Raw genomic sequence first — 16,790 nt, 5'->3', positions numbered from 1 at the left:
ACTTGCACTTGCCCTTGCGGCAAGCTGTTCAATCGCAGCCATGGCAGATGGTATCGAATACACAATCAGCGAGGCCGCAGAAGCCCTCGGCGTTTCCACCAAGGCGCTGCGTCACTGGGAGGCGCTCGGCCTCATCGCACCCGCGCGCACGTGGGCCGGCCACCGTGTTTACAGCGAGGCGGACCTCGAGCGCGGCGCGGCCATCGCCCTCTACCGCGGAGTCGGCGTGCCGCTTGCGCAGATCGCGCAGCTTCTCGACGCCTCCGGAGCCGCCCTCACCCGCGCCCTCAAGCACCACCAAGAAGCACTCGCGTCTCGACGGCGCACGCTCGACGCCCAACTCAAATCTGTCCAGCACCTCATTGACAACGCAACGAAAGGATCGATCGACATGGACGCAATGAAGAAGTACCTCGGCGAAGATATGCCCGCCTACCAGGAGGAGGCTGAGCAGCGCTGGGGTGATACCCCGGAGTGGGCGCAGTCCCAGAAAAAGCTCGCCCAAATGGGCGAAGGTGACTTCAAACGCCTGCAGGAAGAACAGGACGCGCTCGCCGCGGATCTGATCGCCGCACGCGATTCCGGCGTGGACCCCGGCTCCGAGGAAGCCGAAGCACTGGTGGAGCGCCACCGCGCAAGCATCGCCCAGTGGTACGAGGCGACCCCGGCTCGCCAGCTCATCCTCGCGCGCATGTACGTTGACGACGCGCGCTTCCACGAAGCCTACGGCGGCGCGCAGGACTACCTGCTCGAGCTGGTCACCGCCCACGCGGCGACCGAAGGCGTGGACGTGGACAACCCGCAGTGGGGTTAGAAACGGAGCAGTAATCCTTCCAACTCTTGCTGGAGTAAACGCTGTGCCGTCACTGGAACCCTTCTTGTGTGAATCTCTCCAGTACCATCGCGATCTTCCTGCCCGCTGCGCTTTTGATACTTGGCGCGATACCGTTCTGGGAGCGCATCCGTCAGATGCCACGCGCAGGTGCCGCCCAGGCTGGAGCGAATGCCGCGGTGGTCGGCATTCTCGGCGCAGCGCTGTACACCCCGGTGTTCACCGCCGGGGTTTCCGGCGTGATCACTCTGTCCATCGCCGTGGTCTGCTACGCCGCGCTCACCTCGTGGAAGGTCCCGCCGTGGGCGGTCGTCGTCGGCGCGGCCCTGGTCGGCTAGATTGTGCTGTGAACTTCGCTCTCGCCCGGTGCTCGGCGCTGAAGCGCGCCAAGGGAGGGAACCGGGACTAGAACGTCACGTTGGCCAGCACCGCGCCGGTGGGTTGCGCCGCGCCGGCGGCGACTTCCTCGGTTACGAGGACTGAAGCAGTTCCACCGGGCAGCGGCATCCACACGTCGTCGTGGGGTTCCTGGCTGATGACTCCAGCCGATTCCACGGCGCCGTCATCCATGACTGCCCACACTTGTGCCCCCATGCCGTCGTCGAGAGCTGGCTGGCCGTTGACCATGGCGCCGCCCTTGCCCATGTCAGAGCTGATCACGATGTCGAGGCTCGCGCCCATCGCGTCGGCCTGACCTTGACGCGCGTCGTCGGCCTCCATGATTGCGTGCATTTCTTCGACGCCTTGGGCTGTCACGGATTCGCGTGACTCGTCGACAGTGATTTGGGTGACCGCGAACCCGCCACCGGCGATGAGCACAACGGCGGCTGCTGCGGCGGTTGTGAGACGTCGCCCGGAGCGGTTCTTCCGCGCGGTGTCGAAGTCAGCGACCTGGTCGGTGGCGTCGATACGCTCCATGATTGAGCGTTTGAGCTCCGGTGGCGGGGTGACCGGTGTGGCCGCGGAATTGAAGAGGTCCTCGATATCTTTATCCATCACAGGCCTCCTTTCAACGACACGGCCTTGCGAAGCTTTTGCAACCCGTCGCGTACCCGGGTTTTGGCTGTTCCGAGAGCGACGCCAGTGGCATCGGCGATTTCTTGATGGGTGAGTTCCCCAAAATACGCGAGCATGAGCGCACTTCGATGGGGCTCTCCGATTGAATCAATGAGTTCTTGAAGTTCCTCAGACTCTAGTCGCTGTTGAGCTTCGTCCTCAGCGGCAGCGACCCATCTGGTCAGTTGACTGTTGAAATCGTCGGTGTCGCGGGCTTGGGAGCTGCGCCAGCTCCGCAGCCGATCGATGGCTCGCGATTTGGCGAGCCGCAGTACCCATGACTTGGCGCTGCCACGGTGTGGGTCGAAGGTGTGGGCGCTCTGCCATACCTCCACGAAGACTTCTTGGGTGACCTCTTCCGCTTGGGCCCGGTCACGCAAGATGTGGGTGGTGAGACCGAGAACCTGTGGGGCCAGAACGTCGTAAAGCTCGGCGAAGGCGACTTTATCGCCCGCGCGCACGCTTTCTAAGAGACGGTCAGGATCCACAGATTCCAAATCTAACACCAGGGTCATGTGCTACTTGGATTCTTCCATCATCTTGTCTTCGCTCATCATGGCATCGGAGGACGGTGCCATGGAATCGCTCATCATGGCATCGGAGGACGGGGCCATGGAATCGCTCATCATCGCCCCGGAGGACGGTGCCATGGAATCGCTCATCATGGCTTCGGAGGACGGTGCCATGGAATCGCTCATCATCGCCTCGGAAGACGGGGCCATGGAGCCGTCCATCTTGTCCTCCATCTTCTCCTCGGAGTCGTTGCATGCGACGAGGCCGGTGGCGGCGATGACGATTGCGCTGACGCTGGCGATTGCGCGGTTGATAGACATAGTGTCTCCTTCACTTTTTCGGTTCGCAGGCGCAGTGTTTCTGGCCCGTTATTGAGTACTACGGAGCCGCGGGCTGATGCGGATTGGACCAATCCGGTGCGGGTGCTCACTCCGTAGTGCTGGGTGTGGGAAAGGCAACCGGAAAGTAGAGGAAACTCATGATCAGCGTGATTCTTGTCGGATTCATCGGAGGTGTGATCACGGCTTTGTCGCCGTGCATTTTGCCGGTGTTGCCGGTGGTGCTGGGTGTCAGCGTCGGGCGTAAACCGTCGCACGTGGTGGCAGGTTTGGTCGTGAGCTTCGCCGCGATCGCGCTGCTGGGTACGTTGCTGCTTAGTGCGCTGCATTTGCCGCAGTCGGTGTTGCGCTGGGCGGGAGTGGTGTTGCTGGCATGGGTGGGGTTGGGAATGATTTTTCCGCCGGTGGGGGAGGTGTTGCAGAAGCCCTTTGACGCGCTTCCGCGCCCCACGGCATTGCAGGAGAAAACGCGCGGCAAGGGAGGTTTTCTCATCGGTCTGGCCCTTGGCGCGGTGTACGTTCCGTGCGCGGGCCCGGTGCTTGCAGCGGTGACGGTGGCGGGCTCGACTGGGCAGATCGGTTGGAACACGGTGGTGCTCACTGTCGCGTTCGCGATTGGGTCCGCGCTGCCGCTGTTCGTGTTCGCCCTGGCGGGCAACAAGATCGGTGACAAGGTAGACGCGGTGCGGCGCCACCGTAAGGCCATCGGCGTGCTCATCTTGGTCTTCACTGTGGCGTTGGCTCTCGACGCGCCGGCGACGATCCAGCGTGCGCTGCCGAATTGGACGTCGTCGCTGTCGAACCGTTTTGAGAATTCGGACTTGGCCAATGACGCTCTCAACAAGGTCGGCCCAACTGGGAGCGGTTCACTGCAGTCGTGCCGCCGCGCCGACCCCGCGCAGCTGCAGGATTGTGGCCCGGCACCGGAATTCGCGGGGCTGACGAACTGGATCAACGCCGACCAGCCGCTGAGCCCGCAGGACGGTGGTGTCATGCTCGTTGATTTCTGGGCGTACGCCTGCATCAATTGTCAGCGTGCGGGGGAGCACATCACCAAGCTTTACGACACTTATCGCGATTCCGGTCTCACCGTCGTCGGCGTCCATTCCCCTGAGTACGCTTTCGAGCACGAGCTGGGCAATGTCCGCAACGCCGTAGAAAAGGAGGGTATCCACTACCCGGTGGCGCAGGACAATGACTTCGCTACGTGGAGGAATTTCAACAACCGCTACTGGCCAGCCCGCTACCTGGTGGACAAGCACGGCAACGTCCGGCAGATCGTGGAAGGGGAGGGAAGCTACGCCGAGACAGAAAAGCTCGTGCGTGAATTGCTTATCGACGCCAACCCCGACGTCGACCTTCCCGAACCGGTCGAAGGCGGCGAAGCAGGAGGCGGTACAAAGGGCCGCAACCCGGAAACTTATCTCGGCACTGCGCGCGCCGAGTACACGAAGCAGCCCGGTTACACCGACGGCGAGCACGACTTCGGTGAACCGGCCGCCCCGGAGCGCGGCATGTTCACTCTGAACGGGACGTGGATTCTCGAGGAGGAATCGGTGCAGACCACCAGTGGAGGACACCTGGGCATCAACGTCTTCGCCAAGTGGGTCCAGCTCGTGGTTTCGGGTGAAGGCGAGATCGAGGTCGAGTTTCCGGACGGTGCGAAAAAGTCGTTCCCGGTCGCAGATGGAACCCTCGACCTTGTGAAAGGCGACACGCCCACCGAGGGAGTGCTGCGCATCCGGCCCACGGCAGGCGTGAAACTGTATTCGTTGACCTTCGGCTAGGCAGAGACAACCTTGTCCAGCGCCTCGGAGAACTGCGCGACGGTGCCGTCGACGTAGCCCTCGGAGATGGAGGTCCACTTGGTGCCGGCTGCAACGCAGTCGAGGACCATCAGGCCGCCAACCTCGTGAACGGCGCTGGCCAGCTGGGAAATAAAGTCGGCGGGCAACTCGAGGCCCACAGCGGTTTCCACGTGCGCCGCGAAGACGATGGAGGGGTGCTCAGCACGCACCTTCGGTTTCGAGCCATTACCAGAGCGCTTATCCGGAGAAGCCTTCTGCTCCCACTCCAGCGGGATAGTGATCGTCCCCTGAGTACGGGGACTCCCCGGATTTACAGGCTGATTCACCGAGAAGATTGTTAACAACGCCTGCGGATTCTTACGCCCATCCTTGGTCTTCGTCCACTCGCCACTCAATGGTGTGCTGGTTTTGCGCGATCTCGGTTTCAGCAATGTCCATCAAACGCACGAGACGGGACTTGACCCACATGCGAGGTTAGGCTAACCTAACGTAAGAATGACTGTCATCGTCTGAGAGGACAACACGCTGCCGCCACCGTTGTGGCGGTCGCGGGGAAGCCGGTCGCGCCGGGGTGCCGGGATCTCGTCGGCCACCCCCGGCTCCTCGAACCGGTCCTCGCCTTCGCCCGCGATGCGGGCATCCATATCGAGGTGCCACATGACAACCCGACCACGGGGCCGCTGCCGACAGCGGCCCACTGCGATACCAAAGAAAAGGGGAAACGATGACGGATCAAGCTGAACGAGGTGCGGCGATCGTCGTCCGCGACCTCACGAAGAGCTACCCGATTGCGGGCAAAGCGGGCACCCCGCCCGAAGGCGGGGCAGGTGCCCCGCCGGACGGCGGGCGCAAGGGAAAGCGCGGTGCCCGGATGCGCAAGCATGTGCTCGACGGCGTGAGTTTCACCGTGCCCACCGGGGCGATCGTGTCGTTCCTCGGCCACAACGGTGCAGGCAAGACCACCCTCATCCGAATCCTGTCGACGCTCATCACCGCCGACTCCGGCGAGGTGAGCATCTTCTCGCGCGACGTGAAAGAGGACCCGGCGGGCGTGCGCGCTGACATTGCCACCACCGGCCAATTCGCGGCGATCGACGAGAACCTCACCGGCCGGGAGAACCTGGAGTTCTTCGGGCGGCTGCGTGGACTCGACCGCGCCGCCGCGGCCGCCCGCGCGACGGAACTGCTCGCGCAATTCTCGCTCGCAGACAGTGCCTCGACGCTGGCGTCGGCCTATTCGGGTGGCATGCGGCGCCGCCTCGACATCGCCGCGTCGCTGTGCGTCGTGCCCAGGCTGCTGTTCCTCGACGAACCCACGACGGGGCTGGACCCGGTCAGCCGCGAAGAGCTGTGGGGCTTCATCCGGCAACTGCGGGACGACGGAATGACCCTGGTGCTGACCACCCAGTACCTGGAAGAGGCGGAGGCGCTGGCAGACCACGTCCATCTACTCAAGGATCGCCGCATCGTCGCCAGCGGAACGCCGGAGGAATTGCGCCGCGCCTTCGGGTCGCACGTGCTCCGCGTGTCCTTCGCCACCGCCGCCGAGGCGGAGGCGTTCGCCCGCTGCCTCGGGGGAACGTGCCTGGACGGCGCCCGCGTCGCGGGGAAGTCGGTGTCCCTCGACGTCGACCCCGGACCGCGGGTCCTCGAGGCGGTGGCGCAGGCGATGGAGGCCTCGGAAGCGTTGCCGGATTCGCTGAGCGTGTCGCCGCCCACCCTCAACGAGGTGTTCATATCGATGAACGCAGGGGGTGCGGCGCGATGAGTGCGACGTCGGTCGCGGCGTTTCTCCGTCGGGATCTGCTGCTGTTGCGACGCAACACCGCGTCGCTGATCTCCATGTTCGTGGTTCCGCCCCTCTTCCTGCTGTGCCTGTACGCGGTGTTCGGGTACTCGGCGGAGCAATCCGGCTTCGGGTACCTGCGTTTCGTGCTCGGCGGCTGCCTGTTCCAGGCGGCGATGTTCACCGCCGCGGCGTCGGCGATGGCGGTGGGACAGGACGTCGAATCCGGGCTCGTTGACCGCGTGCGCGTGTTGCCCGGGGCTACAGGCGGCTATGTCGCCGGCAGGCTCGTCACCGATGTGCTGCGGATGTCCGCGTCGATCGCGGCGCTGCTGGTCGTCGCGTGGGCCTGCGGCCTCGACATGGCTGTCGGTGACGTCGCGTGGACTGTCCTGTGGTCGCTGCTCGCCGCGGCGGTCCTGTCCCTGGTCACGGACGGGGTGATCCTGATGGTGCCCGCCCCGGTGTCGACGGCCTCATCGATCCAGGCGCTGGAAATGCTGCTGCTCATGTTCTCCACCGCGTTCATTCCGGCGACCGCTTTGGACGGCTCCCTTCGCGACGTCGTGCGCCACATGCCTTTTTCGCCGGTGATCGAGGTGATTAGGGCGGCGTCCCCGGACGCCTTCCCGGATCGCGCCGGGGAAGAGGCCGCCCTGTGGCTCGGTGTCGCGGCGGTCGCCGGAATCGTCCTGTTCATCCGCCGGTTCACCTCGAGGAGCGAATCATGATTGGCGCCATCTTCGTGCATCTGCGGCGCATCGCCCACATTTGGCTGCGGCGCCCCGACTTCTGGTTCATGACGTTCATTGCTCCGCTCGTGTACCTGTTCATCGTCAACCGCATGTTCGGTGGCCTGGTCAGGCAGCTCACCGGAGAGTTCGAACTCCGGAACGCGGTCATCCTGGTCGTGACGGCGTGGGCGTTCATCCTGGCCATCACGGGATCATCCACCGTGTTCGTTGAACGCAGCAATGGCTTCCACGAGCGGTTGATCACCATGCCGGCGCCGTACGCGGCCGTGCCGGCCGCACGGATCATTGCCGAGTTCATCCGGATCATGGCGATGACGGCCGTCGTCGCGGCGGTGGCCGCCTTGCTTTCCGACGGCCCACCGGAGGTGTCCTGGTGGTGGAGGATCACGGTGACCGGCGCGATGGTTGCCGCGGCGGCCGCATGCACCGGCACGTACATCGCGTTCTCCATCACCAGCCCCCAGGGATCCGTGGCCCTTATCCCGTTGATAATCGTTGCGATGTTCGTCAATACGGTGCTCATGCCCGCCGACCACTTCCGTCCCCTCCTGCGCGGAATCGCCGGGCACACCCCCGTATCCGCGGCCGGTGAGGCCGTCAACGGTACCGGGGCTGCGGGTCTGGTGGTCTGCGCGGCCTGGTTCTTAGGCATCGCCGTGCTCGCGGCGTGGGGCATCGCCGTGAAAACGAGGCCGGGGGAGTCTGCATGACGGCCCGCGAATCCGAGCATCTAACCCGAAACCGCCGCGTGGACGCGGCCCACACACCCGGAGACAGAACCAGATGAAGTCGATCGCCCAGATCGTCCAGAACAACCGCAGGCTCCTCGCGGCCTACGAGGACAAGGTCCAGCCGAGGTTCCTAAGCCGCTATGCGCGCGAACCGATGGACGCCGCCGCCGTGTACCGGAAGCTCCGTGCGCTGGATCCCGGGCCGGATGCGCCGGCCCGGGTCCTCGACCTCGGTTGCGGAACCGGGTGGCTCGCCCGCACGCTCGCCGCTGAGTCTCGCTATCGCAGGGCGAACATCGTCGGCTACGACCTGTCGCCCAATGCGATCCGCATCGCCCGCGAACGCGCCGCCGCCGACGGGCTTGGGGCCCGGACGGAATTCCACGTTGCCGACATCCTCACGCCGCTCGCGGGAGAGCCCGGCGGGGCCTGTGAAATCTGGGTGTGTGGCGCGCTCCACCAAATGAAGGATGCGGGAGCCGCGCTCGGCAGGGTCTCCGGGCTGCTCGCCGACGGCGGCATCGCTTACGTGCAGACGTTCGTCGAGGATCCCGACGTGAACGAGCGGGTCGACATGGCCGTCATGGCGAAGATGGGCCACCGGGTGTTCCGGGGCAGCGAGCTCGAGGACCTCGCCGAAGCCAACGGGCTGAAGCTGGACGGAGCCTCACGCGCCGGCATGGTGTATTTCTGCACTCTCGCGAAGAAAAGCGCGATCGGGGAGGCGGGGAAGTGAGCGCCGTGGACGGGACCGTAGGCCCGTGGTCGCTGCTCGCCCCGATTCGGACCCGGATGCGTGCGGTGGTCGCGTTATCCGTCCTGTCGTCGGTGGCTACCGTCGCTTCGCTGGTCGGCATCATCGACATCGCGATGACGTACCCGGAGGCCCCGGTGCATCGGACGTGGTTGGCCGTGGCTGTCATCGTCGTCGCCGCAACGGTGCGCATGGCCGCGGACGGCGCCGCCGGCATGCTCTCGCACCGGGCGGATAACGACCTGCAGCTCCACCTCCGGCGCCGGCTGGTCGCCCAAATCCGGAAGTTACCGCTGGGCTGGCTGGACGCCCGGCGCTCGTCGGGAATCATCGAGTCGGTTGAGAAGGACGTCGCGGCTGTCCACCAGCTCATGGGCCACACCGTCGGTGAGACCGTGGTGGCGGTGCTGGTTCCCCTGCTTTCCCTCATCGCGCTCGTCGCGGTGGATTGGCGGATCGCGGCGGTGGCGGTCGTCCCGGTGCTGGTCACCTTCGCCCTGATGGGCGTGATGATTTCGCGCGGAGCCGGTCTTCAGCGCGACTACGAGCGAGCCTCCGAAGGAGTGACGGCCGCGGTCATCGAGCTGGTGCGCGGTATCCCGGTGATGAAGTCCTCCGGACGCGCCAGCCAGGGCGCGGGTCGCTACGATGCCGCGGCGTTGTCGTTCGTCCGCGCGTGGTCCGCCTGGTCCCGGCAGTCGAACATCTATCTCGGGCTCATCGACGTGGTGACGTCCCCGACCACAGTCCTCGCAGTGGTGTGCGGGGCCGGCCTCGCTTTGAGGGACGCCGCGGGCGGCATACCGGAGGGTCTCGTCGCCGGGCTGGTTCTCGGCCTTGGACTCTCCGCGGCGATCGTGAGGGTGGCTATGAACTCCGAACCCATCATCGCGGGGATCGCCGCCCTGAAGTCCATCGCGGAGGTGCTGGGCACGCCGCCGATCGCCGAGCCCGCCGATCCGGTGCCCGTGCACGGAGGCGCGCTCGAGGTCCGGAACCTGGTCTTCTCCTACGGGGATGGGCCGCGGGTCCTCGACGGGATGTCCGCGACGTTCGAACCAGGGACCCTCACTGCGCTGGTGGGGTCCTCCGGTTCCGGAAAGTCCACCGTCGCCCGGCTGTTGGCGCGTTTCCACGACCCCGTTGAAGGCTCGGTGCTGCTGGGCGGCGCCGATCTTCGCGACATCGCCGTGCGCGACGTGCACCGCTCGGTGTCGGTGGTGTTCCAAGATCCGCAGTTGTTCACGCTGCCGTTGCGGGAGAACATCCGGCTGGCCAGGAGAGACGCCACCGACGACGAAATCATGGCGGCCGCGAAGCTCGCGAACCTCGATACGGTCATCGCGGCGCTGCCGAAGGGCCTGGATTCGGTGGTCAACGTCGACGTAACCTTTTCCGGTGGTGAGGCGCAGCGCGTGGCCATCGCGAGGTCGATCGTCACGGACGCGCCGGTGCTCATCTTCGACGAGGCAACCGCTTACGCGGATCCGGCTTCCGAGGCCCTCATCCAGTCCGCAATCGAGCGTTTGGCCCGTTCGCGGACGGTGATTGTGATCGCGCACAGGTTGAGCACGATCCGCAACGCCGACCGCATCCTCGTTCTCGATGGGGGAGCGGTCGCGGAGGCGGGTACCCACGACGAGTTGCTTGCGCGCGGTGGCCGCTACCGGGATTTGTGGCGCGCGTTCGCGCTCGACGACGAACCATCCGCCCCGCGGGGCACTGAAGCAGACGATGAAAAGGCGGGGAATCGATGATTCGGGACTTGTGGTCGATGACGGATCGGCGCTCGAGAATGACGCTGGTGTGGCTCATTGCGTTGGCCGCGCTTGCCGCGCTGGCCCAGGGAGCGGCGTTCGTCGCGCTGCTGCCGCTGCTGTCGGCTCTGGCCGAGGGAGATGATGCGACGGCGTGGCGTTTCACCGGCGTCATCGCCGGCCTCGCGGCCGCCCATGCGGTGTTGTCCCTCGCCGCGGGGACGGTCGGCAGGGCGAATTCCGCAGCGGTGCTGTCGTCCCTGTTGCGTTCCCTGGGCGAACGCGTGCTGACGTTGCCACTCGGGTACGTCACCAAGTCCACGGCCGGCCGCTTCTCGGAGATGGCGTCGTCGGGTATCGCGTTCGCGGCGTCCGTGCCGCACGTGATCCTGCGGCCCGTCATCGCCGCGGTGGTTACGCCGACCGTCATCGCTCTCGGAATTCTGGCGGTGGATTGGCGCGTCGGTTTGGTTCTTGTCGCGTCGGCGCCGGTGCTCTTCTTCGCCTACCGGGCCATTGGCCGGGTCGGCGGGGAGTCGGACGAAGCGCATGCTGACGCCGTCGCTGCCGTCTCCGGCAGGCTGATCGAGTTCACCCGCGGCCAGCAGGCGATTCGCGCCGCGGGCGACGGTTCGGCGGCGGACGCGATGGTGGATGAGGCGATCCAGGCCCAACACGATGCGTTCGCGAAGGCGACGTCGACGCAAGGCGCGGCCATCGGACGGTTGGGCTCGGTCGTCCATGCGGTGTTCACGGCGGCGGTGATCGTCGCCGTGGCAGTCGCCGCGACGGGCGGGATGGCGCCGGCGCATTTGACGCCGATACTCATCGTGGTCGTCCAGTTCACCGAACCGATCACCACCGCGGGAGCGTTGTCCGGCGGTTTCGGTGCGGGCCGCAACACGTTGACTGCGTTGCGTGACCTGCGGGCAATCCCCGCCCTTCCCGAACCTGCCGCACCGGAGCTGCCCGACGGGCATGACGTGGAGTTCCGCGGCGTGAGCTTCGGGTACGGGGATAAGAAGGTTCTCGACGGCGTCAGCTTCCGTGCACCTCAGGGAGCGCTGGTCGCCATAGTGGGACCGTCGGGGGCGGGCAAGACGACGGTCATGCGGCTGCTGTCGCGTTTTCATGATCCGGACTCGGGGGAGATCCTCATCGGCGGGGTGCCCTTGCCTCGGATCGGCACCGACGGCGTGAACTCGCTGGTGACCCCGGTGTTCCAGGAGACGTTCCTTTTCGACGCGTCCGTGCGGGACAACGTGGTCTTCGCCGACCCCGGATTCGGTTCCAGGCCCGGTGACGGAGACCGCTTGCGCGAGGCCGCCCGGCGATCCGGGGTGGACCGCATCGTGGAGCTGCTGCCTTCCGGGTGGGATACCCCGGTGGGGGAGGAGGGGACGCTGCTGTCGGGAGGCGAGCGGCAGCGCGTCGCCATCGCCCGGGCGCTTCTGAAGGATTCCCCGGTGGTGCTTCTCGACGAGCCGACGTCCTCGCTGGATGCGGCCACTGAGCGGGCGATCGTCGGCACGATGGAAGCGTTGCGCGGCGATCGCACCGTGATCGTCGTCGCCCATCGCCTGCACACCATCCGCGATGCCGACCTCATCGTCGTGCTTTCGGAGGATGGGACGGTCGCAGAACGGGGCACGCACGATGAATTGCTGGCGAAGGGCGGCCGCTACGCCGAGTCGTGGACGTGCCGGACGGGAGGCTCCCCGGGCGCCTGATCCTCATCATCTGGTCGATGCCCCTCACGGGCGCCCTGCCGCAGCTTCGGTACTGCCACATCGATCGTGCCGACACGGGTGTCGAGCTCGCGGTGGCGGTACCCGTTGCGGTGGTTGACCCGCTGTTCAGAAGCCACGCCGTATTCGGCGCCGCAGACGGTGTCGGCCTGGGCGGAGAGGATCTGGTTGATAAACCCTTGCAGCATCTGCCGCATCAGGTCAGGGGAGGCTTGGGCGAGTAGATCGTCCAAGTAGGTTGCTGGGTGGATAGAATGCGGTGCAGCGGTCATCGTCATGTGCCTTTCGGTGAGATGTGGTAGTTGAGTCGAAAGGTTGACTGACGGTGGCCGCCCCACTATTTCCGAAGCCCACCATCAGCAAGCGTTACACCACACTAAGGGACGCAACCCACGGGGTATCGGGAAGTGATGTCAAAAGGTGCTTTTCATGCGCATCAAAAATGTCTCTGCGGCTTGACTGCTGGTGACGAAACGGCACCGCCTGGTTGATCTGGTCAACCAGCTGTTTAATGCGCGAGTTGAGCTCGTCTAGATCGACGCACTGGTGGCCATCGAGTGCGTGGATGACCTTGTGGGTGACGATCTTGACTGCAGCTTCGACAATGGCTTTGTCTTTCGGCCGTCTCGACCTCGTGGGCAGTGCTGCGGCGTTGTAATGCTCCAAAAACTGCTCGTAGGTGTCGTTGACCTTGCGGTTTCGATCCGCCGCGCTGATCGCGTTCGACGCAGTCGAGGCATTATCCGGCACCACAACCTCAGGCACGCCCCCGAAGTAGGCGAACGCGTGGTGGTGGGCATCAAGCCAGGAATGCTGGCGCTCATCCGGACACGCGAGGGCAAAAATCATCCCGGAATACGGCATTGAGGCGACAAACACGCTGACCTTGATCCCCGGTGTGCCGTCAGGGTCGAACAGGCGCATCTTGGTGCCTGCCCAATCCACCTGCATGGTGTGCCCCGGAGTGTGGGTGATGCGTGCGGTCAAACCGGCCGCGTCGACATGGGACGCCACCAACTGGCGAAACCGGTCGTAGCTGTAATGGAGCTGGCCGGGTAAAGCAGGTGTGGTGGTGTAGCGCGCCCACAGCACTTGCAGTGTCTGCTTGTCACGCCCCGTGCGGGCTTTGACCACCGCATCGAAATCGATGGGGACGAATTCGCCCTGGCCGGTGCTGCGCCCATCGACGAATAACTCGTCGAGCTCATCATCCGTCAGCGCCAAAACCTGGTCGACGGTGCGAATCCCGAGGGATCGAAGCACCTGGTTCGACCGGGAAATCGCGCGGTGCGAGCACCCGAGCTGTTGTTCAATCTGGCGGTACGAACGCTGCTGCACAAGCAGCTTCATCACCGTCCGGTAATCCGTCATCAGCGGACTCCTTCCGGTAACCGGCTACACCCCTGTGGTGCAACCACCCGAAAGCATCACCCGCCACCGCCAACCCCGCTACCGGATACCCACTAAACCGCTACCCGAAAGTCACCACACCGCTACCAAATAGCCGGTCGCAACATTTTGGGCTACTTTTCAAAGAGCGCTGACACTCTGAAGTCGGCCATCTAGCCGTCCTCCTTCAAAACAGGTCAGACACGGCACCACCGAATTGCGATGCCGCCGAAATCCAACCTGCCCCAAAGCAGTACCAACTACACGGAAAACCAGTACCAACTACGCAGACACCCCGTACCAACTACACCAAAACGGCACCGGGAGCGATAGCGCCATGACCGCATCCTGCGGTACTTCTCTGGATTTACTTACTGTCTTTCGCGAAAAGGTTTCTTTGCGCCGACACGCCGTCGAGTTCAAATTTAACGTGTAGCGTTATTGACGCTTCGCGTTATGGGAGATAGGGTGAAGCGTGATCCAGTCGTTCGCTGACAAAGACACTGAGCGTTTGTGGAATCGAGAGCGGGTTCGCTCGATCGATTCCCGCATTCACTCAGTAGCGCTGCGCAAGCTTCGCCAGCTTGGGTACGCGCAGACTGTTGATGAGTTACGGATTCCCCCGGGGAACCGGCTTGAGGCGTTGAAAGGTGATCGGCGGGGTCAGTTCAGCATTCGAATCAACGACCAGTGGCGGATCTGTTTTCGGTGGTCTGCCGCGGGGCCAGAGGAGGTTGAGATCGTTGACTACCACTGACAAGCTCCCTCCGATTCACCCCGGTGAGATCCTCATGGAGGACTTTCTCAAGGAAATGGGGATCACCCAGCACAAGCTCGCAGTCTCCATCGGCGTTCCGCCCCGCCGGATCAACGAAATTGTTCACGGTAAGCGCGCTGTAACCGCGGACACTGCTCTTCGCTTGGCTAAGTTCTTCGGAATGAGCCCCCAGTTCTGGCTCGGGTTACAGACCCAGTACGACCTGGATGTGGCAGAAGACAAAATCCTCGCCGAGATCGAGAGGATTCAGCCGGTTCACGCTGTCTCGGCGTAGCAGTTACCCGAACCAGGTCCGTCAGCGTGAGGATATGCACGCGGATGGTTCGAACTAGGGAATTTGGGGACGCCGTCGCGTGGACTTGAGCTCCGAGCGCCGCTTTTTCGCTTCGAGACGGCGCCGCACCGAGCCGCGCGTCGGCTTCGTTTTCCGCCGCGGGGGAGGCGGTGGGGCGAGCGCCTCGCGCAACAAGATGGCCATGCGTTCCCGCGCCTCGGCACGGTTGCGGACCTGCGACCGCTGCGTCGATGCGCTCACGGTGAGCACCGTGCCGTCCAGGCGGTGTTCGAGGTTGTGGAGAGCGCGGCGGCGTTGGGTGTCGGAAAGCGATGCGCATTCCGCGATGTCGATGGACAGCTGCACCTTACTGTCGGTGGTGTTGACGCCCTGGCCGCCCGGGCCCGATGCCTTCGCGAACCGCTCCGACAGGTCCGCCGCGGCGACGACGAGGCCACCGGGGATCCCCGGTCCGGGCGCGATGGTCAGATCGTTCATACCGCCCAGCGTAGTTAGAGTTGTTTCCGGATCAGACCCGACGTGCGAGATCAGGGTAATGTACGACCACTCAGTCACCGTCGACCTCCAACTCGACGTCGACTCCCCGTGTTCCGCTTTCGTATCGGACATTTTCAGCATCGACGGAGCTGTAGTACTGGTCTGATGCGATCACCTGGAGGGACGGTATATCAATCCAAGCCATGATCAGCTGCGTTTTCGGAACCTGAGTCTCAAGCAGCGTCAAGCGACGAATAGGCATTGTGATGGTGAGAGGACACAGACCGAGATCGCAATCGAGTACGGCTTTCAGGTCGGCGGACTGGACGATACCGGGGAGGGCAGATCTTCAGGCTGGGCGCCCTCTTCATTGGTTTCCGCCGACCACACGCCTTGCTCGGACCTAAACAGCTCGAGGCTTCGCCCCATCCGTCGCCTTCAACGTTCACCGACACACGTTCGGTCACGCAGTTCTCCGCGGCGCGCAGCTCCCACTTATACGTGCGCTCCGTGGTGAGGATTTTACTACGCTTGATGGTGCGAAAAGGCAGGTAGCTTTCGACTGAAACTCGGTCGAGTTCAAGTTCAACGTGTAACGCGGGGCATTAAGGTGGAGATCGTTGATTACCATTGACAAGCTCCCCCGTTGGTGAGCTCGAGGAGACACACCTGGGCGGGCATGTGCCCGATGAGAAACGACACTGAGTGGCGCTTCCGGGAGATTCTGGAGGGATGATCGATTGGCTGAGCATCACACGGCTATCGTCGTCGGTGGTGGCCAGTCCGGCCTAGCCACGTCGTACTACCTGCGACGCTACGAAGTGGACTTCTTGGTCCTAGACAACCAGGAGGAACCTGGTGGAGCGTGGTTGCATACGTGGCCGTCATTGACGCTTTTCTCCGCCGCGGAATTCTCCAATCTGCCCGGCTGGCCCATGCCGCACTACCCGGGGTACCCGCCTGCAAGTCATGTCATCGACTATCTGGAAAGCTACGAAAAACGGTACGACCTCCCGGTGAGGCGCCCAGTGCACGTTCGAAGCGTGTCCCACGAGGGAGGGACGTTCACCCTAGATTCGACCGCCGGTCAATTCACGGCGGAACACGTTGTCGCTGCCACAGGCACGTGGTCCGCGCCCTTCGTGCCCTACTATCCCGGCACTTTTCACGGACGCCAGTGGCATTCGTCGACCTACCCTGGTCCCGAACCATTCCGCGATGCGAAAGTTGCGGTGGTCGGTGGGGCGAACTCGGGTGCTCAGATCGCCGCGGACCTCATCGGGACGTCGGAGGTCACATGGTTCACACGTGAGCAACCGCGCTGGATGCCTGATGATGTCGATGGTCGCGATCTCTTTCTCCGCAGCCGCCGCCGGATTCTCGGTGGCGATGCCGACCCGAACCTCGGGGACATTGTCGCATTGCCTCATCTACGTGAGCTCCGCAACTCCGGTCAGCTCACCGCTACCCCCATCTTCGATAGCTTGAACGAGCTGGACCACGACCACCTGATCTGGTGCACTGGTTTTCGCCCAACCCTCGGTCCATTCCGCCACCTCATGCGCGGCCGCGAAGCCGCGGTGAAGAATCTGCATCTAGTCGGTTATGGCAACTGGACCGGCGACGGCTCGGCAACGCTGATGGGTGTGGGGCCTTTTGCCAAACACACTGCCCAGGTTGTTGCGGGCCGTGTCGATAAAGCTCGGCATCAAAAGTTTTGAGATGACGCTTGGTCCCTGAGCAGAACGATCCTTCTAAGATCCGCGTTGGGGA

20 protein-coding genes and 1 pseudogene are annotated in these 16,790 nt (G+C 64.1%); 12 read left to right on the top strand and 9 right to left on the bottom strand.

Translation table 11 applies throughout. The features are described 5' to 3' along the window. Window positions 1–40: 40 nt before the first annotated feature. Both KBX13_RS05860 and KBX13_RS05855 read left to right on the top strand, forming a co-directional pair. Entirely contained in the window at window positions 41–814 is a 774-nt protein-coding gene (locus tag KBX13_RS05860) for a MerR family transcriptional regulator (protein WP_070362744.1), read from the top strand. A 68-nt stretch (window positions 815–882) separates the two neighbouring features. Beyond that, a complete protein-coding gene (locus KBX13_RS05855; protein WP_256021223.1) occupies window positions 883–1,170 on the top strand; it encodes a chromate transporter in 288 nt (95 codons plus the stop codon). A 67-nt stretch (window positions 1,171–1,237) separates the two neighbouring features. Here the strand turns inward: KBX13_RS05855 and KBX13_RS05850 are convergent, their stop codons facing one another. Genes KBX13_RS05850 through KBX13_RS05840 form a run of 3 tightly spaced genes read right to left on the bottom strand, consistent with a single transcriptional unit; the run spans window position 1,238 to window position 2,721 of the window. Beyond that, window positions 1,238–1,828: an anti-sigma factor gene (locus tag KBX13_RS05850; RefSeq protein WP_070362742.1), complete on the bottom strand. Its 591-nt coding sequence runs from the start codon at window positions 1,826–1,828 to the stop codon at window positions 1,238–1,240. Next, complete coding sequence (locus KBX13_RS05845) at window positions 1,828–2,403, bottom strand: sigma-70 family RNA polymerase sigma factor (protein WP_070362741.1); 576 nt, start codon at window positions 2,401–2,403, stop codon at window positions 1,828–1,830. Before KBX13_RS05845 ends, KBX13_RS05850 begins: the two co-directional genes overlap by 1 nt. A 3-nt stretch (window positions 2,404–2,406) precedes the next feature. Next, complete coding sequence (locus tag KBX13_RS05840) at window positions 2,407–2,721, bottom strand: hypothetical protein (RefSeq protein WP_143110582.1); 315 nt, start codon at window positions 2,719–2,721, stop codon at window positions 2,407–2,409. Window positions 2,722–2,879: 158 nt separating this feature from the next. On the opposite strand from KBX13_RS05840, the gene KBX13_RS05835 reads away from it, so the two are divergent. Next, the gene (locus tag KBX13_RS05835) at window positions 2,880–4,526 is read left to right on the top strand and encodes a cytochrome c biogenesis protein CcdA (RefSeq protein WP_256021221.1); all 1,647 of its coding nucleotides are present in this window, start codon (window positions 2,880–2,882) and stop codon (window positions 4,524–4,526) included. Here KBX13_RS05835 and KBX13_RS05830 read toward each other — a convergent pair. Together KBX13_RS05830 and KBX13_RS05825 are read right to left on the bottom strand one after the other, a co-directional pair. Beyond that, the gene (locus KBX13_RS05830; protein WP_143110583.1) at window positions 4,523–4,873 is read right to left on the bottom strand and encodes a hypothetical protein; all 351 of its coding nucleotides are present in this window, start codon (window positions 4,871–4,873) and stop codon (window positions 4,523–4,525) included. The two genes, KBX13_RS05835 and KBX13_RS05830, sit on opposite strands and share 4 nt — an antisense overlap. 153 nt (window positions 4,874–5,026) lie before the next feature. Further along, on the bottom strand, window positions 5,027–5,206 hold the full coding sequence (locus KBX13_RS05825) for a hypothetical protein (protein WP_177224281.1): 180 nt from the start codon (window positions 5,204–5,206) through the stop codon (window positions 5,027–5,029). A 65-nt stretch (window positions 5,207–5,271) separates the two neighbouring features. Here KBX13_RS05825 and KBX13_RS05820 point away from each other — a divergent pair, with 65 nt between their 5' ends. The 6 genes from KBX13_RS05820 to KBX13_RS05795 all read left to right on the top strand — a co-directional run bounded on the left by KBX13_RS05820 (window position 5,272) and on the right by KBX13_RS05795 (window position 12,060). After that, a complete protein-coding gene (locus KBX13_RS05820) occupies window positions 5,272–6,315 on the top strand; it encodes an ATP-binding cassette domain-containing protein (protein WP_034666007.1) in 1,044 nt (347 codons plus the stop codon). Next, on the top strand, window positions 6,312–7,064 hold the full coding sequence (locus KBX13_RS05815; protein WP_034666004.1) for an ABC transporter permease: 753 nt from the start codon (window positions 6,312–6,314) through the stop codon (window positions 7,062–7,064). Before KBX13_RS05820 ends, KBX13_RS05815 begins: the two co-directional genes overlap by 4 nt. After that, a complete protein-coding gene (locus tag KBX13_RS05810) occupies window positions 7,061–7,798 on the top strand; it encodes an ABC transporter permease (protein WP_070362737.1) in 738 nt (245 codons plus the stop codon). Before KBX13_RS05815 ends, KBX13_RS05810 begins: the two co-directional genes overlap by 4 nt. Window positions 7,799–7,871: 73 nt before the next feature. Beyond that, on the top strand, window positions 7,872–8,555 hold the full coding sequence (locus tag KBX13_RS05805; protein ID WP_034668635.1) for a trans-aconitate 2-methyltransferase: 684 nt from the start codon (window positions 7,872–7,874) through the stop codon (window positions 8,553–8,555). Beyond that, entirely contained in the window at window positions 8,552–10,330 is a 1,779-nt protein-coding gene (locus KBX13_RS05800; protein ID WP_256021218.1) for an ABC transporter ATP-binding protein, read from the top strand. Before KBX13_RS05805 ends, KBX13_RS05800 begins: the two co-directional genes overlap by 4 nt. Continuing rightward, window positions 10,327–12,060 (top strand): ABC transporter ATP-binding protein, encoded by a 1,734-nt coding sequence (locus KBX13_RS05795; protein WP_256021217.1) that lies wholly within the window; start codon window positions 10,327–10,329, stop codon window positions 12,058–12,060. Before KBX13_RS05800 ends, KBX13_RS05795 begins: the two co-directional genes overlap by 4 nt. A gap of 32 nt (window positions 12,061–12,092) precedes the next feature. On the opposite strand, the pseudogene KBX13_RS05790 reads toward KBX13_RS05795, so the two are convergent. Continuing rightward, window positions 12,093–12,350: pseudogene (locus KBX13_RS05790) on the bottom strand (transposase); the annotation flags it as partial. 94 nt (window positions 12,351–12,444) lie between these two features. Continuing rightward, window positions 12,445–13,449: an IS21 family transposase gene (istA, locus tag KBX13_RS05785; RefSeq protein ID WP_256021215.1), complete on the bottom strand. Its 1,005-nt coding sequence runs from the start codon at window positions 13,447–13,449 to the stop codon at window positions 12,445–12,447. A gap of 493 nt (window positions 13,450–13,942) precedes the next feature. On the opposite strand from istA, the gene KBX13_RS05780 reads away from it, so the two are divergent. Both KBX13_RS05780 and KBX13_RS05775 read left to right on the top strand, forming a co-directional pair. Next, complete coding sequence (locus KBX13_RS05780; protein WP_070362732.1) at window positions 13,943–14,224, top strand: type II toxin-antitoxin system RelE/ParE family toxin; 282 nt, start codon at window positions 13,943–13,945, stop codon at window positions 14,222–14,224. Window positions 14,225–14,258: 34 nt separating this feature from the next. Then, window positions 14,259–14,519 (top strand): HigA family addiction module antitoxin, encoded by a 261-nt coding sequence (locus KBX13_RS05775; protein WP_070363545.1) that lies wholly within the window; start codon window positions 14,259–14,261, stop codon window positions 14,517–14,519. A gap of 54 nt (window positions 14,520–14,573) precedes the next feature. On the opposite strand, the gene arfB is transcribed toward KBX13_RS05775, so the two are convergent. Continuing rightward, on the bottom strand, window positions 14,574–15,017 hold the full coding sequence (gene arfB, locus KBX13_RS05770) for an alternative ribosome rescue aminoacyl-tRNA hydrolase ArfB (RefSeq protein ID WP_070362731.1): 444 nt from the start codon (window positions 15,015–15,017) through the stop codon (window positions 14,574–14,576). 70 nt (window positions 15,018–15,087) lie between these two features. Further along, a complete protein-coding gene (locus KBX13_RS05765; protein ID WP_369415166.1) occupies window positions 15,088–15,285 on the bottom strand; it encodes a putative glycolipid-binding domain-containing protein in 198 nt (65 codons plus the stop codon). Window positions 15,286–15,757: 472 nt separating this feature from the next. Between KBX13_RS05765 and KBX13_RS05760 the strand changes: the two genes are divergently transcribed. Further along, window positions 15,758–16,738, top strand: a complete 981-nt coding sequence (locus KBX13_RS05760; RefSeq protein WP_070479383.1) for an NAD(P)-binding domain-containing protein — start codon at window positions 15,758–15,760, stop codon at window positions 16,736–16,738. Window positions 16,739–16,790 lie beyond the last annotated feature (52 nt).

Source organism: Corynebacterium sp. CCUG 51687, assembly GCF_024453995.1.
Classification (GTDB): domain Bacteria; phylum Actinomycetota; class Actinomycetes; order Mycobacteriales; family Mycobacteriaceae; genus Corynebacterium; species Corynebacterium pseudogenitalium.
The sequence above is the reverse complement of the archived record's forward strand: the minus strand, read 5'-3'. Positions and strand labels throughout refer to the sequence as shown.

Excerpts from the sequence above, each read along its gene's own strand:
- KBX13_RS05860 (WP_070362744.1), top strand. The coding sequence starts at position 41 with ATGGCAGATGGTATCGAATACACAATCAGCGAGGCCGCAGAAGCCCTC.
- KBX13_RS05850 (WP_070362742.1), bottom strand. The coding sequence starts at position 1,828 with ATGGATAAAGATATCGAGGACCTCTTCAATTCCGCGGCCACACCGGTC.
- KBX13_RS05845 (WP_070362741.1), bottom strand. The coding sequence starts at position 2,403 with ATGACCCTGGTGTTAGATTTGGAATCTGTGGATCCTGACCGTCTCTTA.
- KBX13_RS05840 (WP_143110582.1), bottom strand. The coding sequence starts at position 2,721 with ATGTCTATCAACCGCGCAATCGCCAGCGTCAGCGCAATCGTCATCGCC.
- KBX13_RS05835 (WP_256021221.1), top strand. The coding sequence starts at position 2,880 with ATGATCAGCGTGATTCTTGTCGGATTCATCGGAGGTGTGATCACGGCT.
- KBX13_RS05825 (WP_177224281.1), bottom strand. The coding sequence starts at position 5,206 with ATGTGGCACCTCGATATGGATGCCCGCATCGCGGGCGAAGGCGAGGAC.
- KBX13_RS05820 (WP_034666007.1), top strand. The coding sequence starts at position 5,272 with ATGACGGATCAAGCTGAACGAGGTGCGGCGATCGTCGTCCGCGACCTC.
- KBX13_RS05815 (WP_034666004.1), top strand. The coding sequence starts at position 6,312 with ATGAGTGCGACGTCGGTCGCGGCGTTTCTCCGTCGGGATCTGCTGCTG.
- KBX13_RS05810 (WP_070362737.1), top strand. The coding sequence starts at position 7,061 with ATGATTGGCGCCATCTTCGTGCATCTGCGGCGCATCGCCCACATTTGG.
- KBX13_RS05805 (WP_034668635.1), top strand. The coding sequence starts at position 7,872 with ATGAAGTCGATCGCCCAGATCGTCCAGAACAACCGCAGGCTCCTCGCG.
- KBX13_RS05795 (WP_256021217.1), top strand. The coding sequence starts at position 10,327 with ATGATTCGGGACTTGTGGTCGATGACGGATCGGCGCTCGAGAATGACG.
- istA (WP_256021215.1), bottom strand. The coding sequence starts at position 13,449 with ATGACGGATTACCGGACGGTGATGAAGCTGCTTGTGCAGCAGCGTTCG.
- KBX13_RS05775 (WP_070363545.1), top strand. The coding sequence starts at position 14,259 with ATGGAGGACTTTCTCAAGGAAATGGGGATCACCCAGCACAAGCTCGCA.
- arfB (WP_070362731.1), bottom strand. The coding sequence starts at position 15,017 with ATGAACGATCTGACCATCGCGCCCGGACCGGGGATCCCCGGTGGCCTC.